We start from the raw sequence: 19,950 nt of genomic DNA on the forward strand, positions 1-19,950 counted from the left end.
ACCTTTTCATATAGCTAATTCAAATATATTATAATCTAGCTTCGATCCAAGTCCAAGTAGAAATATCAACTTGTGAGCCTGTATTATATGCTTCTGTTAAAACAGCTGCAGCACCGTCAATCATAACATTCGTTAATGCACCGTCATCTCTAAAATCAAGGTTAGTATCGTACCCTTCTAAGTAAAGATTAGTGATGGTTGCTCCTGATTCTTTTTTAAACTGTAATGCAGTACCACCTACAGTAGAAATAGCAGTTACGTTAATAAAAGTTGGATTGTTATTTACACCATCTGCTTCAAATGCAGTTGAGAAATCAGCATCAGTATGCGTGATATACGTGTTAGTTACTGTTCCATTCCATCCTTCAGTCCAGTCTACAGCATCATCTTGGTTATTATCTAAGTAGATGTTGTTTACAGATACGGTACCTCCAAAGAATTCTACACCGTCATCATCACCATTGATGATCGCGATGTTCTCTACAGTAGTTTCAGAACCTACCGCATATAAGGTAAGACCGTTAAACTGTGAATCTGCATTGATTTGAGCTCCTGCTCCAATGATCACAAGATTTGTGATATCTCCAGAATCATCATTGTCAGTTGAACCTCCGTAAACAAGACCTCCTACTTCAGCAGTAGCATCAATACCTTCGGTAGTAGTTGCATCACCACAAACTACAAGACCTCCCCAGTCACCACGGTTTCCATTTAAAGACCCCATTACTACAGGATTGTCTTCGGTACCATTTACATTGATTGTAGCGCCTTTTTCAACAGCGATGTAAATACTTGCGCCACCATCTAAAGCAGTAATTTTTGTTCCTGCAGGAATAGTTAACGTAATACCAGATTTTACAGTAAATACATCATCTAATAAATAACGTGTATCTGCATCAAGAGTCATATCTGCTGTAAGATCTCCGTTTAAAGAAACATAAGCTCTAGCCTCAAGACCAGACTGTACCCAGCTAAAATCTGCGATATCTACAGTAGCGGTTGCTACATAACTTAGTGCAGGGTTAGAATCTTCACCTTCAACCTGAACGTTAGAAACAGCACCACCATCTCTATAATCAAAGGAAGTATCAAAACCTTGTAACGAAAGACCAGTGATCGTAGCACCAGATTCTTTTTTGAATTGTAATGCGATTCCGCCAGTTTCTGAAACAGCAGTAAAGTCTGTAATGGTAGGATTAGCGTTATCTCCATCAGCCTCAATTGCAGTAGAGAAATCATCACGATCTAAAACTACATAGGTGTTTGTGATAGAACCACTCCATCCTTCAGTCCAGTCAACAGAGTCATCCTGGTTATTCTCTAAGTAAAGGTTGGTTACGCTTGCAGTTCCACCAAAGAACTCCACACCATCATCTTCACCGTTCAAAATTGCCACATTTGTGATTTCAGTCTGAGCACCTACTGCGTATAAAGTAAGACCATTATACTGAGAGTCAGAGTTAATTTGAGCACCAGCGTAGTTGATGATCAGGTAATCAATAGACCCAGAATCATCGTTATTATCTGTACCTCCGTAGATAAGACCACCTACTTCTGCAGTTGCGTCTACACCTTCTGTAGTAACAGCTTCACCACAGATTACAAGACCTCCCCAGTCACCACCTTGCTCATTAGCAGAAGTCATAACAACAGGATTAGAAGCTGAACCGTCAACGATAATATCACCTCCTTGCTCTACAGCAATATATTTATCAGTACCTGTTTCAGAAACAATGCGTGTTCCTGCAGGGATGGTTAAAGTCGCTCCGCTTTTTACTATAAAAGATCCGGTTAACTTGTATTCTACAAGCGGGTCTAATTCGCGATCTTCAGTTAGGTTTCCTGTAAGATTTGCATCTTCAGTAGGAGTTTCTTCTCCAAAACCTAGATCATCATTGTTAGAGCAGCTGCTTACTGCCATAGCTAGACCTAAAGCAAAAATCCTTAGGTACTGGTTGTTCATCATTCTTTTCATAATTAATCGGGTTTAATTAAATTTTTATGTTAGAAGTCGTAGGTAAGTCCCAATAAAAAGGTTCTTCCTAAAGTGTATGATTGTACTGTTGCATTAAAAACTGGGTCTCCATTAGTAGGACGCTGAATTTGCGTTTGCTCAATAGCTGGATCTAATAGATTTCTACCGGTTAGTTTTACCGCAAAACCGTCTGTTACTTGCTTAGACAATACTGCATCAAGAACCACAAAACCTTGTTCTACAATTGATTCGTTAAAGAACACATCTGGTTCTTGCTGGTTACGTGGCGCACCCAATGCAAATATTTTAGAAGAGGCATAGTTACCCACTACGTTAAGTTCCCAAGGATTTTCTTCAGCAGTGCTGAATCCTAAAGTCCCGTTTACAATCCAGTCTGACGCTCCTTGTAGTCCTTCATCAGATTTACCGTTGTATTTAAAAGTTCTAAGCAAAGTGCCGTTTTCATCATAAATCTCTTTAAGGTCTTGCTCGTGGAACATACGCGTAATGTTACCAGATAAACGCACACCTATATTTCCGCTATCCTCTACCGGCTTCACGATATTCACGCGACCTTCTAATTCAAGACCAAAAATATTTGCCTGATCTCCTGCATTGAAATACGAGAAGATACCTGCAGATCCTCTTTGTTGTACTTTGTTGATAGGGTCATTAATCATTTTGTAGAAAGCAGCTACAGATAAAAGTTCATCTGAAGATGGGAACCACTCATATTTTAAATCAAAGTTGTAGTTGATTGACGCCTCAAGATCTGGATTACCTTTAGTTACCTGCCCTACTGGAGAAACATATTCAAATGGAGCGATCTCTTTAAATTCAGGAAGTGTGATAGTACGACTACCTGCAAAACGCACCCCTTGATCTTCAGTTAAGTTATATTTGAAGTTTACCGAAGGATATAGGTTTGTGTACTCTTTATTAGTAGCTCCTCTACGCCCCGGGAAGTTGTTCACATCAAAAAGAACATCAATCGCGTCACGCTGAAAACGCATACCTACATTAAGATTGAATTTTTCTTTTTGTAAGGTATAAGCAGCAAAAGCCGATTGTGACTCTAAGTCTGCGATGTAACGATCTGTAGGTAAGAATTGAAAATTCAAATCTCCTGAACGGAAATTCTCCTCTGTAAAGATTACGTCAAGATTGTCAATAGAAACCGAACCAAAATCTGCACCGGCATTACTTTCAGTAGCTCCTAAGAATTGAGATTTAAAGTTACGCGACTTCATACGTACATTTAATCCTCCTGAAATTTCAGATTTTGAACCGGTATCAAAATCTTCGTTAAGTACGTAAGTATCTTTAATGAATCCGGCTAATTCTTCATCATCGATCAACTGAAAACTTTTACGTTGCTGAAATCCTCCGGTCACCCCTAGTTGTACAAAGTCTGCGTCTGGGGTTATATTTACCTCATTTCTTACACGGTTAGGCTCATCTGCACTCAACAAGTTGATCCCTACTCCCCAATCTAAGGTGTTCTTTTCTGAAAGCTCATGGTTACCAAAAAACTGGTTTACCCAAAGTCTGGTTTGCTTCGTATTTTGATCTCTAATGAACTGAAACACATCATCTCGAGACTCTTCTTCAAAGATAGTAGCCTCTCCATTTCTACCTCCTTCAAACACTTGATCAGAAAGGCTATTCACAAATAATGAAACCCATCTTACATCATTCTTATCATTGATCTTATACTCGGTGTTTAACAAACCGGTAGTAGTTACGCGGCGATTATAATAAGTCGCATCGGTAATACTATCATCAATGTTGTTTTCTCTATACTGTCTAAAAACTCCGTTTCTATATGTAAAGTCTCCAGACTGTGAAGCCGTAAAAAGCACTTTAAACTTCTCATCAAATTTCTTACCCGCAGTAATCGCATAACGATAATTCATAGGGAAATTAGCAGTTGAAGTATTCCAGGTCTGCTGCGTCATACGTGGATATGCGCTATAACCTGGAGAACTCGCTTGCGTAGTTTCGTTAAAACCTTGATTCTTTAAAAACCCTAAAGTATAATCTCCTTTGTTTCCGGTGAGTTTAAAATTGTCACTTACACCGCTCTGTGTAGCATTTGTGTTAGCTCCCACACGAATACCAACACCAAGTTCTTTGGTTCCGCTTAATTCTTTAGTAGCTACATCTATAGTACCCGAAGCCTGGTCTGCAGAGTTACTTACTCCATAGGTTTTACTGATCCCTACGTTTTGAATAACACGAGTAGTAAATAAACCAAGATCAAAGTTTTTCTTTTCAACATCATCAGAAGGAATAGGCAACCCGTTCATTGTAGTATATAAGTAACGGTCTCCTAGCCCACGTACATAAATATCTCCTGAAGCCTGACTTGCAGTAACTCCAGATATTTTTGTAGTTGCGGTAGCAGCATCAGTAACCCCTTGTTTTGCAAGCTGTACAGCCCCAATACTTTCTTTGATCTCTACAGCCTTCTTTTGCTCAAGAAGTAATGCTGACTCGCGCTCTCTACTGGTTTGTACCTGTATCACTACCTCATCTAAAGCAGCAGCGCTTGCACCTAAGGCGGTGCTAACATTGGTGAATTTTCCTGCTTGTACCACTACGTTAGGCACTGTTACAGGCTCATAACCTACAAAGCTGAATTCTACTTCATACGTTCCTACCGGTACGTTCTCAATAATGTACTTTCCGTCAAAATCAGTAGTAGCACCTTTAGTCGTACCTTTAATAATAACATTAGCAAAAGGAAGTGGCTCATTGTTTGTTTCTTTGTCTGATAGAGTCCCTTCAATTGTTCCTGTTTGTCCTAATGCAACTGCCGAAAACATAAGCATTAAAAGACCTAAAATCTGTTTCATCAATAATCGTATTTTGTGCTGCAAAGATGTCGCTAAAGAAACTCTAGCCAGTTAATCGAATGTTATGAATTCGTAACCCAAGAGTTACTTCATGGTTACCTTAATGTTAACAGCTTTTTGAGACCTCTGGGTTTCATTAGATTAAAATTTGGCAAAGATGTATCTTGCCAAAAATTGCACACTATGATGAATTGGGAGCATTTACTTTCCTTAAAAAGACAGGGCGATACCGCCAAAAGACTGCGTATAGAACAGGACGACACGCGCCTGGGTTTTGAGGTTGATTACGACCGTATTATCTTTTCGGCAGCCTTTAGAAGCTTGCAAGACAAAACACAAGTGATTCCGCTTTCTAAAACAGATTTTGTTCACACGCGCTTAACACACAGCATGGAAGTTTCGGTGGTGGGCCGCTCTCTAGGTCGTATGGTGGGTAAAAAATTACTGGAGAAATACCCGCACTTGGAGCAGGTGTATGGGTACAAGTTTAATGACTTTGGGGCAATCGTAGCCGCTGCGGCTTTAGCACACGATATCGGTAATCCGCCTTTTGGGCACAGTGGGGAGAAAGCGATAGGCGAATTCTTTAAAACCGGATACGGGAAACGTTATAAAGACAGCCTAACGGCGAAAGAATACCAAGACCTCATCAAGTTTGAAGGTAATGCCAATGGCTTTAAAGTGCTTTCTCAAAGCAAACCGGGAGCTCCGGGAGGCTTGCGTTTATCTTATGCTACTTTAGGTGCATTTATGAAATACCCTAAAGAATCACTTCCGCACCGCCCTACAGATCATATAGCCGATAAAAAATATGGCTTTTTTCAGTCTGAAAAAGAACTGTTTGAAGATGTCGCCCAAGAACTGGGTCTTTTAAATCGAAGCGCTACTAACGATTTAAGCTGGTCCCGTCATCCACTGGCGTACCTCGTTGAAGCTGCTGACGATATTTGCTATACCATCATTGATTTTGAAGATGGCATCAACTTAGGCCTTATACCCGAAGAATACGCTCTTGAATATATGGTAAAGCTCGTAGGCCAGACTATAGACCGCAATAAATACAATGCCTTGCAGGAGACTTCAGACCGGGTAAGTTACTTGCGCGCATTAGCCATCGGCACATTGATCAACGAAAGTGTTGAGACCTTTATGACCTATGAGGAGGAAATTCTTGCCGGTACGTTTGACCAGTCGCTTATTGACAAAAGCAGCTATCAAGCCCAGATCACAGACATTATAAATCTGAGTATAGACCGTATTTACAACAGCCGCGAAGTGATCGAAAAAGAGATCGCCGGTTATGAGATCCTTTCTACATTGCTTGAGGCGCGTTGCCGTGCTTTAGACAATAACGACACGCATTACAACCAACTCATTCAGCAACTTTTAGCTCCTGCTGATCAATCTGAAAAAAGCTTGTATCAAAATCTTATTCAGATTTGTGCCGAAGTCTCTACAATGACTGACGGAAAAGCGTTGCGCAATTATAAAAAGATTAAAGGCCTTGACATTAAGTAAGTGTTAAGCAATGCGCAACATGCGCCTTGAGGCTATCAAAATCCAGACCCACCGAAGCTCTTAATTCTTCGGTGGTTCCTTGTTCAATAAATGTATCAGGAATACCTAATACCTGCAGTTTCCCTTTATAATTATGGCGCATGGCTTCTTCTGCGACAGCGCTACCAAATCCTCCTGATGCCACACCATCTTCGAGCGTGATCACGTAAGTATAGGTGCTAAAAATTTCTTGCAGTGCCGCAAGATCCAGCGGCTTTACAAAACCAAAATAATACACTGCTACCTCATTTTTAAAAGTATCCGCGAGTTGAAGCGCCGTTTCGGTCATCGTGCCGGTCACGAGAAGGGCAATGTTATCCCCTTCGGTTAACTTTTCGGCCTTACCTATTCCTATTTTTTGAAAGGGCGCTTTCCAGTTGATCGTAGTTCCGCGACCGCGCGGATAGCGTATAGCAATAGGCTGCTCTAAACCCAGCTGGGCAGTAAACATGATGTTGCGCAAACTTTCTTCATTCCGCGGAGCGAAAATGATAAGATTGGGAATGCAGCGTAAATAGGCTAGATCAAAAACCCCATGATGCGTCGCCCCGTCTGCGCCTACCAATCCGGCGCGATCCACACAAAAAATAACCGGAAGTTTTTGCAAGGCCACATCGTGAATCAGTTGGTCATACGCCCGCTGCAAAAAGGTAGAATAGATCGCGCAAAAAACGACTCCGTCTGCTGCCGCTATTCCGGCGGAAAGAGTAACTGCATGCTGCTCAGCGATTCCTACATCAAAAGCCCGTTCAGGAAACTCCTGCATCATATATTTTAACGAACTCCCGGTAGGCATTGCCGGTGTGATGCCTACGATCTTTTTATTTTTCTTGGCTAACTCTACCAGAGTCAGCCCAAATACATCCTGATATTTTGGAGGTTGTGGTGTAGTGCTTTTAGGATTCAACTCTCCTGTTACCGCATCAAATTTTCCCGGAGCGTGATAGACCACCTGTTCTTTTTCGGCTTGTTTGAGTCCTTTGCCTTTGGTGGTGATCACGTGCAAAAACTTAGGACCCTTGATCTTCTTAAGGGTCTTGATGATCTCCAAAAGCTTGTCAATATCATGCCCATCAACAGGACCAAAATACTTAAAGTTCAAGGCCTCAAAAATATTCTCTTGCCGTTGACTTCCGGTTTTTACATTGGTCAGGTAATTCTTCAATGCGCCCACACTAGGGTCAATCCCAATCGCATTGTCATTCAGGATGACGAGTAAATTAGCATCACTATCACCGGCGTGATTCAAGGCTTCAAAAGCCATTCCGCTGGCAATAGATGCATCACCGATGACGGCGATATGCTGACGTTGCGTATTCCCTTGTATCTTCGCTGCGATCGCCATACCCAGCGCAGCAGAGATCGAGGTGCTCGAGTGCCCGGTTCCGAACGCATCATAAACACTTTCTTCCCGCTTAGGAAAACCGCTCAATCCGTCCAATTGCCTATTAGTATCAAAGTTATCCCGGCGTCCGGTAAGAATTTTATGTCCGTACGCTTGATGTCCCACATCCCAGATGAGTTGATCTTCAGGCGTATTAAAGGCGTAATGTAGCGCCAGCGTGAGTTCAACAACACCCAGACTTGCTCCCAGATGCCCTTCTTTAGTGGCAACAATATCTATAATAAACCGGCGCAATTCTGCAGCAAGTTCGTTTAACTGTGCTACTTGAAGTTTGCGTAAATCCTGAGGGTCATTTATAGTTTCTAAAAGCGGGTAACTCATAAAACAAAGGTAGCCGAACTTCAAGAAATAATTAGTGGCTCATTTAAAAATGATACTGCAAAAAACTTTTTATCTTCAAGCTTTAAAACCAACCGCATGGCGCTAATTGAACCTTTTGACGATCACTATTTTATGAAAAAAGCCTTGCAGGAAGCTCAGACAGCTTTTGAGCTCGGCGAGATTCCGGTAGGTGCAGTCATCACGGTAAATAACCGCATCATTGCCCGAGCGCATAATTTAACCGAACGCCTGCACGATGTGACCGCACACGCCGAAATGCAAGCCATTACCGCAGCAGCCAATTTTTTAGGCGGAAAATACTTAACCGATTGCACGCTGTACGTTACACTTGAACCCTGCCAAATGTGTGCCGGTGCTTTGTATTGGAGTCAGATCAGCAGGATCGTTTTTGGTGCGGCAGACACCAACCGGGGTTATCAAAAAATGGGAACGCATTTGCATCCTAAAACGCAAGTAACTTCAGGTGTGCTAGAAACCGAAGCTGCCCAACTGCTCAAGCGCTTTTTTATCGAGCGCCGTAACCTCAACTAACGCTAAACTTCTAAGCTTTTGAAAAATACTATTGCAGAACGCGTTGCCGATTTCTTAAAACGCTATCCACCGTTTCAATTCCTGGCAGCAGACAGTCTCTTGAAGATCGCTGCGCAAATCGAGGTACTCTACTTTGAGAAAGACAAGCCCATCTTTAAAGAACACGATACCAACCACGCTATGTTTTACGTAGTTAAAGACGGTGCCGTACGGGTGTTTAGAACGGTAGATAACCAACCCAAAATCGTAGATATTTGTGATGAAGGCGACATCTTTGGCCTGCGCCCGCTGATCACAAAAGAAGATTATGAACTCTCTGCTTCTGCTAATGAAGAGTCTATCATTTATGGGATTCCTATAGATCTTTTTCTGCCCATCGCTTTAGAACACAAAGAGGTGAGTAACTTTCTTATCGCCAGCTTTGCCTCTAATGTGAGTGACCCGTATTCCCTTGAAGAAAGCGGAAAACTATTCACCGAATATTCTGTAGAACGCAACAGTGAGATCTTTGATCTACAAAAAGCGCGTTACTCTAAAAATATACTGACCTGCACGCCAGATACTACTATAAAAGTAGCAGCAAAAAAGATGAGCCACCGCGATGTGGGTTCCATTGTGGTGACACACGATGAGAAACCTGTAGGCATCATCACCAACCGTGATCTGCGTGACCGTATCGCTACTGGAGATTTTAATATCTCAGATACGGTAGATAAAATCATGAGCCATCCGGTTAAATGTTTTCAGAAAGATCCTACGGTGGCACAAGCCCAACTGATTATGCTTAAGAACGAAGTAAATCATTTGTGTATCACCGAAGATGGCACGCCAGACACCAAACTACTGGGGCTCATCACAGAACATGATATTGTAGTTTCGTTTGCTAACAATCCGGTGGTGTTGTTAAAAGAGGTAAAACTCGCCAAGCGCACCAAACGCCTGCGCGATGTACGGCTTAAAGTTTCGCGCTTGCTTAAAAAGTATTTAGATCAAAACCTGCCGCTCTCGCAAATTCTCAACATTCTCAATGAGATCAATTATGCGATCGCAGTACGGGCGTTAGAACTTTCTCTGTTAAAGATGGAAACTCCGCCGCCGTGTAAATTTGCCTGGCTGGCTTTAGGAAGTCAGGGACGTAAAGAGCAACTCCTGTTTACTGATCAGGATAATGCCATTGTGTTTGATAACGTCCCGGAAGAAGAATACGAGGCGACCCAGGCATATTTTATAAAACTAGCACGCATCACGACTCGTGCGATGCATAAGGTGGGCTATGCCTATTGTCCCGCTGATATGATGGCGAGCAATCCGCGCTGGTGCCAGTCGCTTTCCGAATGGAAAAAACAATACCACACCTGGATCACCGATCCTACCCCGGAAACCCAACTGCTCTCTGCCATTTTTTTTGATTACAGCTATGTTTTTGGCGACACCCAACTGGTAACTAAACTTTCAGACAGTATTCTTGATACTTTAGATACCAACCCAATGTTTTATCGGGTGATGGCTAAAGATGCTATCCGCAGTCCGTCGCCGCTAGGGTTCTTCAGACAGTTTCTGGTAGAAGAAGGTGGCGATCACAAAGACTTTTTTGATATCAAAACCCGTGCATTGATGCCGCTAATAGATGCTGCGCGTGTGCTGAGTCTCAATCATAAATTACGCAACATCAACAATACCGCCGGTCGCTTTGAGCGCCTTGCCGAACTGGAACAGAACAATAAAGAGATTTATGAAAACTGCTCGTATGCTTTTAAAGCCTTACTGAAATTCAGGACCAAGCAGGGAATTTTACACGACGACTCCGGAAGGTTTATTGAATTAGCAACCTTAAGCAAAGCCGAAAAACTTAAGCTGAAACGCTGCTTTAAATCCATTCACGACATTCAGGAATTATTAACCCTTCGATACAATCTCAAATAAATATGCGCATTCCGTTTTTCAGCAAAACCCCTGAGCCGCCTGAATTCTACAAAAACTACGCTGCTCAATTTTCAGGAAAAAGCCTTCCGGAATTTGAACAGGCGCGTTTTATTGTTTTTGATACAGAAACCACCGGCACCAATGCCCGCGAAGATCGTATGCTTAGCATTGGCGCCTTAGAACTTAAGGGAAACACCATTAGCCTTTCTAGCAGTTTTGAACTGTATGTGGAACAAGACGTGTTTAATGAAGAAGCTGTTGCTATTCACGGCATTCTACGCGAAAACCGGAAATACAAAAAAGTAACCGAAGAAGAAGCTGTAAAAGCTTTTCTAGAATTTATAGGTGATGCCATTCTTGTAGGACATCACGTAGGGTTTGACATTGGCATCATCAATTATGCGCTTAAACGCCTTGGCGCTCCTAAACTGAAAAATAAGTTTACCGATACCGGGGTGTTATACAAACGCACAGTACATTTGGTAAACATCACAGACCCCAATAAAGTATATACGCTAGACGATTTATGTGAAGAGCTGAATATCTCCCGAACAGACCGACATAAAGCAATGGGTGACGCCTATATCACAGCGCTGGCCTTCCTGAAGATTCTCTCTAAATTGAAGACCAACAAAAAGTTTAAACTGAAGCAGATTTTACTCAATTAAAATTTCTTGCATTCTTAGATTGATACGCCAGACGGTCGACCTCATCAAAATATTTAAACTCTGAAATTTCAGACTCGTTGAGCATTTTTTTGATCCTACCGGTATACGGACTACGCTCTTGACTGATCAACTCCTGAAGGTGTGCCTCAAACGTGCTGTAAAGCAATTGCAACAAACGCGTTTTCACCCCGGCATCTTTATAGTACTGCATAAACTTTTTACAACAGGACAAAAACAGTTGGGGATGCGTGATCAAACTATCTACAACCATATTAAAATAGTCTAATACTTCCGGGCCATGAAGAGTAGCCACGAAGTGTTTTTCAGCAACTACATCGTTTGCGGGTTTAAACAACCACAAATTTTTTTTGATGAATTGAGAATAATCTTGAGTACTGCTATAGTACACATCAAGTCCCAGACCAGTGCTTATAACAAATACATTATGCCCGATAGCATTGATTAGAAATCGGTTAAATTGACGTTCGGCCTGCGGGTACAGCACCGGCTTACGCTTAAAACCAACATTTCTAAAACGTATGGAGTGTAAGTCTTGTACTACTTTAGGGTGTAGCATGCTTTAATAGATTTTCTATTTGATCTAAACCTTGCATACGTGCATGGTCTTCGGCTTTTAGATCTCTAGAATCTCTTAATTCAGGGTTTGCGCCGCGCTCCAGTAACAATTCAACCAGTTCTTTTTGATTAAACGTTGCTGCATAGATCAATGCGGTCGCTCCATTAAAGTTCTGCACATTCACATCGGCACCTTTATCAATCAGGAGTTTTGCCACTTCGGTATATCCTTTAAAACACACGCCCATTAAGGCGGTATTTCCTGAGGCATCTTTAGCATCAATAGCAGCACCTTTATCAATAATAGTCTCGGCGATTCCTTTGTGTCCGTAATAGGTAGCTAACAATAACGGGGTAGATCCGCGCTGATCTTTTTCGTTGATCAATTCGGGGTGCTCCGTTAATAGCGCTGCTACGGTTTGCTCGTCTTCAGAACGAATGGCATTAAATAGAGATTCTGATTTCATCTAGTTAAAATACTATATTTTTTCAAAAAAAAGCGAGGCAGCTAAAATTTAATCCGCCTCGCATATCTTATATATCTTGGTTTATACGTCTTGTGGAAGCACGTTACTGTTAGGATCAACACCGGTTTTCATCGCTTTGATCGCATCTTCCACTCCTTTTCCGTATGCAGGATCTGCCTTGTAAAAATGGCCCAATTGACGCTGTACAATAGGTTCTGAAACACCATCTAAAGCAGTAGCAATAGTCACAAACATACGCTCTTTTTCATCTTGTGGCATCAAACGGAATAGATCTCCCGGCTGCTTATACACGCCAAACTCATCATTCTCTTCATAGCGTTTTACATCGCCACTAATGCGCATCGGCGGCTCCTCCACCTCCGGCACTTCAACGGCGCCTCCTTTAGAATTCGGTTCGTAATACGCGTCTGGGTTTCCAAAATCGTTGGTGAAGAAACGCATCGGTCCGTCTTTGTGGTAATGATTAACCATCGCGTTTTTAGGCGCATTAGCCGGCAATGCTTCATAATGCGTTCCTAAACGATAACGGTGCGCATCAGCATAGGAGAAAATACGCGCTTGCAATACCTTATCTGGTGAGAACCCAATACCCGGCACCACGTTAGATGGCGAATACGCAGCATTCTCTATAAATTGAAAGTAATTCTCAGGATTCTCATTCAACTCCAACTCCCCTACTTCAATAAGCGGATAGTCATCGTGTGGCCATACTTTAGTAAGATCAAACGGATTGAATGGTAAGTTCTCTGCTTCAGCCTCCGGCATCACCTGAATTTTCAACGTCCATTTAGGATAGTTTCCTTCGTCAATGGCTTTAAACAATTCTTCCTGATATTTTTCACGGGTTTGCCCAATTATATCCGCAGCCTCTTCATTAGTATAGTTCTCTATTCCTTGCTGAGTTTTGAAGTGAAATTTCACCCAAAAACGTTCTCCGTCTTTATTCCAAAAACTAAAGGTGTGCGAGCCGTAGCCGTTCATGTGCATAGGCGTCTTAGGAATACCACGGTCAGACATTAAGATGGTGACTTGGTGTAAACTTTCGGGAGAAAGCGACCAGTAATCCCACATAGCTTCGGGCGAGCGCAAGTTGGTTTTAGGATGACGCTTTTGCGTATGAATAAAGTCTGGGAATTTATAACCGTCACGAATAAAGAATACGGGGGTGTTATTCCCTACCATATCCCAGTTTCCTTCTTCGGTATAAAACTTCAGCGAAAACCCGCGCACATCACGCTCGGTATCTGCAGCGCCAGCTTCCCCGGCTACTGTAGAAAAACGCGATAATATCGGAGTTTGCTTCCCCACTTCAGAAAACAATTTGGCACAAGTATATTTTGTGATATCATGAGTAACAGTAAATGTTCCCTGTGCTCCCCAACCTTTGGCGTGCACTGTACGCTCTGGAATGCGCTCACGGTTTTGGTGTGCTAATTTCTCAAACAATTTGTAATCCTGCATTACTACAGGACCGCGATCGCCGGCTGTTTGCGATTTCTGATTATTAGAAACCGGTGCTCCCGCTGAGGTGGTCATTTTCTTTTGCTCTGCCATGATATCTTTATTTTTTTGGTAATTTTCCTACCAAAGGTATTTATTGAGTTTGCCGATTTTGTTAGAAAATGATTAAAAAATAGTATTCAATCATTAGCAAAAGCTATTTAACTTTTATTTACCATAATTTTTAACAATAATATTAACAGTCTGATGAAAAAACACTCCGCGCACTTGTATTGTTTCTTTGGTATACTTCTTCTAACCATCAAAACCCTTTACGCACAAGAATATTATTTTCCCGAATATCAAGCCGAATGGAAAACCACATCAGCAACCTCCGGTGCGTTTACCGAAGTTTCGCTCCAAGCCGCGGTTGATTTTGCTATGGAACACGAATACACCGGTTCGCGCGATCTGCGCCAGGCGATTTTAAAAGGATTTGAGCGGGAGCCGTATCATCACATCGCCGGACCCACAAAAAAGCGCGGCGGACCTGCGGGAATGATCTTGAAGAACGGCTACCTCGTCACCAGATGGGGCGATACGGAACGGGTAGATATGACGTTTAGCGTCACCAAAAGTTTTCTCTCAACCACTGCCGGTCTCGCAGTAGATGCGGGCATCATCACCGATGTGAATGATCTGGTAGGCGATTATATCTGGGACGGAACCTTTGACGGTGACCACAACAGCCAAGTTACCTGGAAGCACCTGCTGGAACAAAACTCTGACTGGAGCGGCGAACTCTGGGACGGAAAGGACTGGGCAGACCGCCCACCGCGTGAAGGCGGCATTGACACTTGGAAGAATCGCGAACTGCGCACCCCCGGAACGTTCTTTGAATACAACGACGTAAGGGTAAATGTACTCGCCTACGCACTCACGCATACGTGGCGCAAACCGCTTCCGCAGGTATTGAAAGAACAGCTTATGGATCCTATAGGCGCTTCTACCTCGTGGCGTTGGTTTGGCTATGACGATGCGTGGAGCACCATAGACGGTCTCCAAATGCAAAGCGTGACCGGCGGCGGACATTCCGGTGGTGGGATGTTTATCAGTGCTGAAGATATGGCGCGCTTTGGACTTTTATTCCTTAATAATGGTGTTTGGGACGGTAAACGCTTGCTTTCTGAAGCTTGGGTAAAAGCGGTACAACAACCTTCAACGCCGAATCCTAATTACGGCTATATGTGGTGGCTGAATCAGCAAGGTGCACGCCACTGGAAAAACCTGCCTGAACACTTGTATTACGCAGCCGGTTTTGGCGGAAACTTTATCGTCATCGACCAAGAAAACGACTTGGTCATCGTACTCCGCTGGCTAGAGCCGAGTCAGATCGAAGCCTTTTTGGAACTGGTTTATGGAGCTTCTTAGACTGGAGATATTAGACTTGAGATAATAGACAAGAGATGAAAGAGAAAAGACGGTATTAAAATACGAAAGTAGAACTACGACTCAAACGTGATTTCGACCATCGGGAGAAATCCCATCTGGTGTGTGCTTTGTCAAAAGTCCTTATCCCCAGCCCTTCTCTAGTCGGCAGTCTCAGTTGGCAGTTTGCTGTTCACTGCTTACTGTTTTAGATGTTGCCGCGCTGCCTGTCCTAATGTATATAGGGAATTGTATCGCGTGAAGGTTACATACTGTCGTTAAATCCTTATGAAACAATTAGAAGCGCTTAACACTTCAGCTCCCCTCCTTGTTGAGGAGGGGTGGCAGCGGCAAGCACAGAGTGCGCAGCAGCTGACGGGGTGGTGCTCACGCAAACTTACTAAAACGACCCCTGTCCAGCTACGCGGACTTCCCCCTCATCCCCAACCCTTCTCCCAAAGGAGAAGGGAGTTAGCGACTTGTGCGACCTCTCCTAACGTCGAGGTGACTGAATGTGCACATACCCAAAGGGTTTCCGCTTCTTTTTCTTCAGTATAGCGAGAAGGCTCCCCGGTCAATTAAACTCGGTTTCATAGGTGTATGGGTTTTCTATATTCCTGCTCTCATCGTGATAGATCAAAAAAGTTGCTTTGTTCTCATCAAACGCTACCGTTTCTACCTTATATATGTTAGTGACACAATGATTATTACCTGCATATCGCTGTTTATCAAAAAGGAAACAGGTAGATTCTGTAAGCACCAAACTTTCACCACACGCCATAAATCCACCATCATGAACTTCAACCTGATGGGTTTCATCTACATCATAGGTAGCTATCGGAGGTGCAAAGGGTAATGCCAGTAGGTAAAAAAAGAAGAGGTATCCTTTATCAAATAGACTTAAGAGGCAGCAAATAAAAACAGGAATAGTAATAAGACCGCTCCATATTTTGGTTGTGGTTCGTTTAGACAATCCAAAAAGAACAAGCGTAGTAAGTAAAAACACCACCCCAATGATCGCGCTGGTATATGCACCCTTAAGACATAGATCATTACTCAAAAGCACCACGCATAGGATCATTACTACCAACGAAAGCAAGGCAATACGGCTGAGCAGCTTTTCTGCTTTTGGAAACCTTGTCTTGGTAAGCAACAAAATCCCACTTACCCCCAACGCCAGTACAATTAAGCTTATAAATAGGCTCATAGGTTGGTATAACTCAAATTTAGCAAACTCCCCAAAACGATCAAACACAGCATAAGAATATAACCTTTAAGGATGGCTAGTCTTCTGGTTAATACCCGATAGCCCAAATACGTATTAAGCAAACCGAGGCCTATGTTTAAAAAAAGCACCCAATCCAGATACCTAAAAGCAAAAAGAACATCGGTATACATATACTGGTAATACAACCACCCCATCTCAAAAACCCAAACCTCCGACAGCAGCAGTTGAACAAATCCCAGGATAAGTTGTACTTTTCTTTGGAGTAGAATAATTATGGTTTAGCCCTGCTTTAGCTTTGGACTTATTCTTTTTAAAAGGCCTTCGTACGTGAAATAATAAGTCTCCTAATAATTACTAATTTTCATCTCAATTCACAAAAGCTGTAATAAATATGGAGCTGTTAACAACACTACGAATAAAATAATATCAATAACTTCTAGTCTATCAGGGTCAGACTCCATTCCAGATCTGGCGAAATCTAACACATGCATATTTCTTATATGGTCTTTACTTTTAATCAAGGCGCTCATACCAAATATTTGTCCTACAGTAAAAATAGCACTCATCCAAAAAAGCCCAGACCACCAATTAGATATAAAATATGCTATTATGGAACCCAGTAAACACATAAACAAAAAAGAAGATAAGTTTTTGGGCTGACCCTTAACCATAATTAAGATGAAAAGGAACATTCCTATTCCTCCAGTGTAGTATAGAGTAGTATAATTCGCAAAAGAACCTATAAAAAATAAAATTAGGTATCCGATACCAATAAAATGTTCGATTAAAATTAAATAGTAATTTTTCATAAGTAGTTATGTTATTTCCTATCAAATAGGCCTATACAATTCATTGACAACCTCTTACATTTATAATCAACTAGTAAAATTTCTGTCTACTTTAAAAATAATGACCACAATTGACGTTCCTCAGAACTAGAAATTTCAACTGTACTTGTACCTTCTCTATGATAAAACTTTCCATTTAATTTTAATGGGTCATCTTTTGATTCAATTTTCAAAATAATTATTGATTTATCTTTATAAGAAAACAAGTCAATATTTTTTAAAATCTGTGTTTTGTAATATTCTGGTTGAACATCTGCCTTCTTAATGAACTGTTCAAGTTGAGTTCTATATTCATCAAGATCCTTATGTCGCTTTTTACACTCTGCATCTAATCCTGTTATATAAAAACCGTTCAATTCAATTGTATTATCATTATAAAATTTTGTGAATTGGCTGGCTATATGTTCTTTATCTGCAACACCTAAAACAACATAACCAACAGAATTTCTTCCTGCATTTACAAAAGAGCATAGAGTTTTGAGAATTTTATCTCTGATATTTTTATTCTCTTTATCCATCTGGTAAATACCTTGTTTAAAATCATATGATGTATTTTCAGTTTTTGAAGCAGCTATTAAAGATTCCAATTTAATCACTCCGTTACTTAGTACAGGATCTGTTTCATCTCTTTTTGAAAAATGTCTCCGCAGTACTCCTGCAACTGAATCAATACATCTCTTCCGTGCAGCTCTATGTCTAATTTCTTCAATCATAGGGGAAATAAACTTATCACCTAAACCATTTAGCTCTTTATTTAATGCACGATAGTCATTAATTTTCAACTCCTCTTTAACTAACAAATGATGAAAGGTTAAAAATATTACTTGAAAAGCATTATTTATATATCGACTCTGCTCTCTAAATAATAATCTCCTAAAATCAAATTTATATACATCTATTGTATTTTTAATTTCTTGGAAAATTGATTCGAACTGGCTTACTATAAATTTGGCTCCACCATATTTCTTTATTAACTCTTCTGTATCAATATTTTCATGTTCTTCATCGCTCAAACCATATGCTTTATCTAGTGATGTTGAACTAATATTGATATCATAATTCATTAAAATACCAATTATCAAGTGTGCTATTAATTCCTCATCCCTTGAAGCTCTAATATTATTTTCTGTCAATATACTTTGCTTAAACCAAAACACTTCTCTTAAATCTATTCCATAATTAAGGCCTCTATTACTTAAACTTATTCTTCGCATGTTCCCTAGCAGTATTTTATCAGATGGCGAGACATCTTGTCTGATTGTTTCCGCAATATCCCTTACTATCTTAGTAAATGTACCAGTAGAGCCAGCCTGTCTTAATTCGTGACTGGAAAGTGTCTTACCATAAGAATTAATTCTTCTAAAAATTTCTTCTATATCCGCATCTTTGTCATACGCAGTTATTGAAAATGGAAGCTGATAAGAAGTGATTTCTAAACATTCTTCAATTGCCAGTTTAGGTTCTTTTTGAATAAGATTACCTCTATCTTTGAGTGCCTTTGTTAAAGCTAATGTATCAAGGTTAAAATATTTTCCTGATAAATGAACTTCGTTTTGTATAAAGGAAACAATTGCATTAAGTCTTTGCATCCCATCAATAATCTCATACACTGTGCTCTCCTTGTATTTCGTGAGTGCTACTAGTATTAAAGGTATTGGCAATCCATTATAAATACTATCAATAAATTTTTCCTTTTCCTCAACACTCCAAACTAATTTACGCTGGTATTTTCTATTTACTAAAAGCATTTTTTTTCTATAGTACCCATATATGGACTCTACAGATTCTGGTCTAATATCAAGTTTTCTAATGATTGCCATATTTGTATTTAATTTAAGTGATCAATAAGCTCTAATACAATAACCCTAAATCTACCCCAAAATCCCCACACTATTTTACGCAATTCCATAATTATCAGTAATTAACCTGCAATTAGGGGGTATTTCCCCGCGGGTACACTTCGGGCTTTATCCATTGTTTAACCATAGTTTCTCCATTGTTTATCCATTAAACCCCAGTATTTATGGGCAAACAATGGTGAATTAATGGACAATCTATACTTAATCTCCTTATTAAACCCGTTTAAAGCTCGTGCCGCAGGTGTCAAAAAGCTGTTAAACCCAAAGGCCTTGTGTGGCATCCTTATTACCTTTAAACCAAACAACAAATTATGAGCACGACCCTTGAAGCCTGGTTAGAAAAAGATACCTTCACCTCTAATGTTAGTCGCGGTTTGATCTCCGGCGTATTGGGCGGTCTTGCCGGTACTTTGGTCAAAACAGCGATCGAGAAAGTGCTTCCGGTACGTAAGCCCAATACCCGATCGGCACAGATCAAAATGGTAGATGACCTCTCAATGAAACTTACCGGAGAGCGCATTAGCGAAAGCAACCACGAGCTGGCAGAGCAGTTGGTGAATGTGCCTTTTGGTGCCAGTTTAGGTGCGACCTATGGCTACGCTAAACGCGATAAGTTAGATACTAATATTTTTGACGGTGCAGCCTATGGCGCAACGACATGGATAGGTACACACGAGACCTCGTTACCTTTGTTAGGACTTAAAGACAATCCGACCGAGATCCCGGCGAAAATTCAGGTCAACGAACTCTTGGCACATTTGGCTTTTGGGATCACTACCGAGTTGGTACGTGGTTATGTGGCTAAAAAATTACGCGAGTAAAAA

The 19,950-nt window shown here is 41.2% G+C and carries 15 protein-coding genes; 6 read left to right on the forward strand and 9 right to left on the reverse strand.

The window, feature by feature from the left end:
• Positions 1 to 28: 28 nt before the first annotated feature.
• Together LDL79_RS05655 and LDL79_RS05660 are read right to left on the reverse strand one after the other, a co-directional pair.
• On the reverse strand, positions 29 to 1,975 hold the full coding sequence (locus tag LDL79_RS05655) for a hypothetical protein (RefSeq protein WP_225599488.1): 1,947 nt from the start codon (positions 1,973 to 1,975) through the stop codon (positions 29 to 31).
• A 29-nt stretch (positions 1,976 to 2,004) separates the two neighbouring features.
• Positions 2,005 to 4,833, reverse strand: a complete 2,829-nt coding sequence (locus LDL79_RS05660) for a TonB-dependent receptor (RefSeq protein WP_225599489.1) — start codon at positions 4,831 to 4,833, stop codon at positions 2,005 to 2,007.
• A 186-nt stretch (positions 4,834 to 5,019) separates the two neighbouring features.
• Here LDL79_RS05660 and LDL79_RS05665 point away from each other — a divergent pair, with 186 nt between their 5' ends.
• Positions 5,020 to 6,351 carry a deoxyguanosinetriphosphate triphosphohydrolase gene (locus LDL79_RS05665; protein ID WP_225599933.1) on the forward strand — a complete coding sequence of 444 codons (1,332 nt, stop codon included), beginning with the start codon at positions 5,020 to 5,022 and terminating at the stop codon, positions 6,349 to 6,351.
• Here the strand turns inward: LDL79_RS05665 and LDL79_RS05670 are convergent.
• Positions 6,344 to 8,116 carry a 1-deoxy-D-xylulose-5-phosphate synthase gene (locus LDL79_RS05670; protein ID WP_225599490.1) on the reverse strand — a complete coding sequence of 591 codons (1,773 nt, stop codon included), beginning with the start codon at positions 8,114 to 8,116 and terminating at the stop codon, positions 6,344 to 6,346. The two genes, LDL79_RS05665 and LDL79_RS05670, sit on opposite strands and share 8 nt — an antisense overlap.
• Positions 8,117 to 8,212: 96 nt before the next feature.
• On the opposite strand from LDL79_RS05670, the gene LDL79_RS05675 reads away from it, so the two are divergent.
• Genes LDL79_RS05675 through LDL79_RS05685 form a run of 3 tightly spaced genes read left to right on the forward strand, consistent with a single transcriptional unit; the run spans position 8,213 to position 11,259 of the window.
• On the forward strand, positions 8,213 to 8,668 hold the full coding sequence (locus LDL79_RS05675; RefSeq protein WP_225599491.1) for a nucleoside deaminase: 456 nt from the start codon (positions 8,213 to 8,215) through the stop codon (positions 8,666 to 8,668).
• An 18-nt stretch (positions 8,669 to 8,686) separates the two neighbouring features.
• On the forward strand, positions 8,687 to 10,591 hold the full coding sequence (locus LDL79_RS05680; RefSeq protein ID WP_072983003.1) for a DUF294 nucleotidyltransferase-like domain-containing protein: 1,905 nt from the start codon (positions 8,687 to 8,689) through the stop codon (positions 10,589 to 10,591).
• Positions 10,592 to 10,593: 2 nt separating this feature from the next.
• The gene (locus LDL79_RS05685; RefSeq protein ID WP_225599492.1) at positions 10,594 to 11,259 is read left to right on the forward strand and encodes a 3'-5' exonuclease; all 666 of its coding nucleotides are present in this window, start codon (positions 10,594 to 10,596) and stop codon (positions 11,257 to 11,259) included.
• Here the strand turns inward: LDL79_RS05685 and LDL79_RS05690 are convergent.
• From LDL79_RS05690 to LDL79_RS05700, 3 genes are all read right to left on the reverse strand, one after another.
• Positions 11,252 to 11,836, reverse strand: a complete 585-nt coding sequence (locus LDL79_RS05690; protein WP_225599493.1) for a hypothetical protein — start codon at positions 11,834 to 11,836, stop codon at positions 11,252 to 11,254. The two genes, LDL79_RS05685 and LDL79_RS05690, sit on opposite strands and share 8 nt — an antisense overlap.
• Positions 11,823 to 12,302, reverse strand: coding sequence for an ankyrin repeat domain-containing protein (locus LDL79_RS05695; RefSeq protein ID WP_072982998.1), 480 nt, complete (start codon positions 12,300 to 12,302; stop codon positions 11,823 to 11,825). Before LDL79_RS05695 ends, LDL79_RS05690 begins: the two co-directional genes overlap by 14 nt.
• An 81-nt stretch (positions 12,303 to 12,383) precedes the next feature.
• Positions 12,384 to 13,877, reverse strand: coding sequence for a catalase (locus tag LDL79_RS05700; protein ID WP_072982996.1), 1,494 nt, complete (start codon positions 13,875 to 13,877; stop codon positions 12,384 to 12,386).
• Between the two features lie 153 nt (positions 13,878 to 14,030).
• On the opposite strand from LDL79_RS05700, the gene LDL79_RS05705 reads away from it, so the two are divergent.
• Entirely contained in the window at positions 14,031 to 15,194 is a 1,164-nt protein-coding gene (locus LDL79_RS05705) for a serine hydrolase domain-containing protein (protein ID WP_225599494.1), read from the forward strand.
• 571 nt (positions 15,195 to 15,765) lie between these two features.
• Here LDL79_RS05705 and LDL79_RS05710 read toward each other — a convergent pair.
• From LDL79_RS05710 to LDL79_RS05720, 3 genes are all read right to left on the reverse strand, one after another.
• Entirely contained in the window at positions 15,766 to 16,398 is a 633-nt protein-coding gene (locus LDL79_RS05710; protein WP_225599495.1) for a hypothetical protein, read from the reverse strand.
• Positions 16,399 to 16,790: 392 nt separating this feature from the next.
• On the reverse strand, positions 16,791 to 17,228 hold the full coding sequence (locus LDL79_RS05715; RefSeq protein WP_225599496.1) for a hypothetical protein: 438 nt from the start codon (positions 17,226 to 17,228) through the stop codon (positions 16,791 to 16,793).
• Positions 17,229 to 17,314: 86 nt separating this feature from the next.
• A complete protein-coding gene (locus LDL79_RS05720) occupies positions 17,315 to 19,087 on the reverse strand; it encodes a GmrSD restriction endonuclease domain-containing protein (protein WP_225599497.1) in 1,773 nt (590 codons plus the stop codon).
• Between the two features lie 350 nt (positions 19,088 to 19,437).
• Between LDL79_RS05720 and LDL79_RS05725 the strand changes: the two genes are divergently transcribed.
• Positions 19,438 to 19,947: a DUF1440 domain-containing protein gene (locus LDL79_RS05725; RefSeq protein ID WP_072982982.1), complete on the forward strand. Its 510-nt coding sequence runs from the start codon at positions 19,438 to 19,440 to the stop codon at positions 19,945 to 19,947.
• The last annotated feature ends 3 nt before the right edge of the window (positions 19,948 to 19,950 follow it).

The organism is Leeuwenhoekiella palythoae (assembly GCF_020310025.1).
In the GTDB taxonomy this organism is placed as follows: Bacteria; Bacteroidota; Bacteroidia; order Flavobacteriales; family Flavobacteriaceae; genus Leeuwenhoekiella; species Leeuwenhoekiella palythoae.

Bases quoted from the DNA above. Each gene is read 5' to 3' on its own strand.
- LDL79_RS05655 (WP_225599488.1), bottom strand. From the start codon at position 1,975: ATGAAAAGAATGATGAACAACCAGTACCTAAGGATTTTTGCTTTAGGT.
- LDL79_RS05660 (WP_225599489.1), bottom strand. From the start codon at position 4,833: ATGAAACAGATTTTAGGTCTTTTAATGCTTATGTTTTCGGCAGTTGCA.
- LDL79_RS05665 (WP_225599933.1), top strand. From the start codon at position 5,020: ATGAATTGGGAGCATTTACTTTCCTTAAAAAGACAGGGCGATACCGCC.
- LDL79_RS05670 (WP_225599490.1), bottom strand. From the start codon at position 8,116: ATGAGTTACCCGCTTTTAGAAACTATAAATGACCCTCAGGATTTACGC.
- LDL79_RS05675 (WP_225599491.1), top strand. From the start codon at position 8,213: ATGGCGCTAATTGAACCTTTTGACGATCACTATTTTATGAAAAAAGCC.
- LDL79_RS05685 (WP_225599492.1), top strand. From the start codon at position 10,594: ATGCGCATTCCGTTTTTCAGCAAAACCCCTGAGCCGCCTGAATTCTAC.
- LDL79_RS05690 (WP_225599493.1), bottom strand. From the start codon at position 11,836: ATGCTACACCCTAAAGTAGTACAAGACTTACACTCCATACGTTTTAGA.
- LDL79_RS05695 (WP_072982998.1), bottom strand. From the start codon at position 12,302: ATGAAATCAGAATCTCTATTTAATGCCATTCGTTCTGAAGACGAGCAA.
- LDL79_RS05700 (WP_072982996.1), bottom strand. From the start codon at position 13,877: ATGGCAGAGCAAAAGAAAATGACCACCTCAGCGGGAGCACCGGTTTCT.
- LDL79_RS05705 (WP_225599494.1), top strand. From the start codon at position 14,031: ATGAAAAAACACTCCGCGCACTTGTATTGTTTCTTTGGTATACTTCTT.
- LDL79_RS05710 (WP_225599495.1), bottom strand. From the start codon at position 16,398: ATGAGCCTATTTATAAGCTTAATTGTACTGGCGTTGGGGGTAAGTGGG.
- LDL79_RS05715 (WP_225599496.1), bottom strand. From the start codon at position 17,228: ATGAAAAATTACTATTTAATTTTAATCGAACATTTTATTGGTATCGGA.
- LDL79_RS05720 (WP_225599497.1), bottom strand. From the start codon at position 19,087: ATGGCAATCATTAGAAAACTTGATATTAGACCAGAATCTGTAGAGTCC.
- LDL79_RS05725 (WP_072982982.1), top strand. From the start codon at position 19,438: ATGAGCACGACCCTTGAAGCCTGGTTAGAAAAAGATACCTTCACCTCT.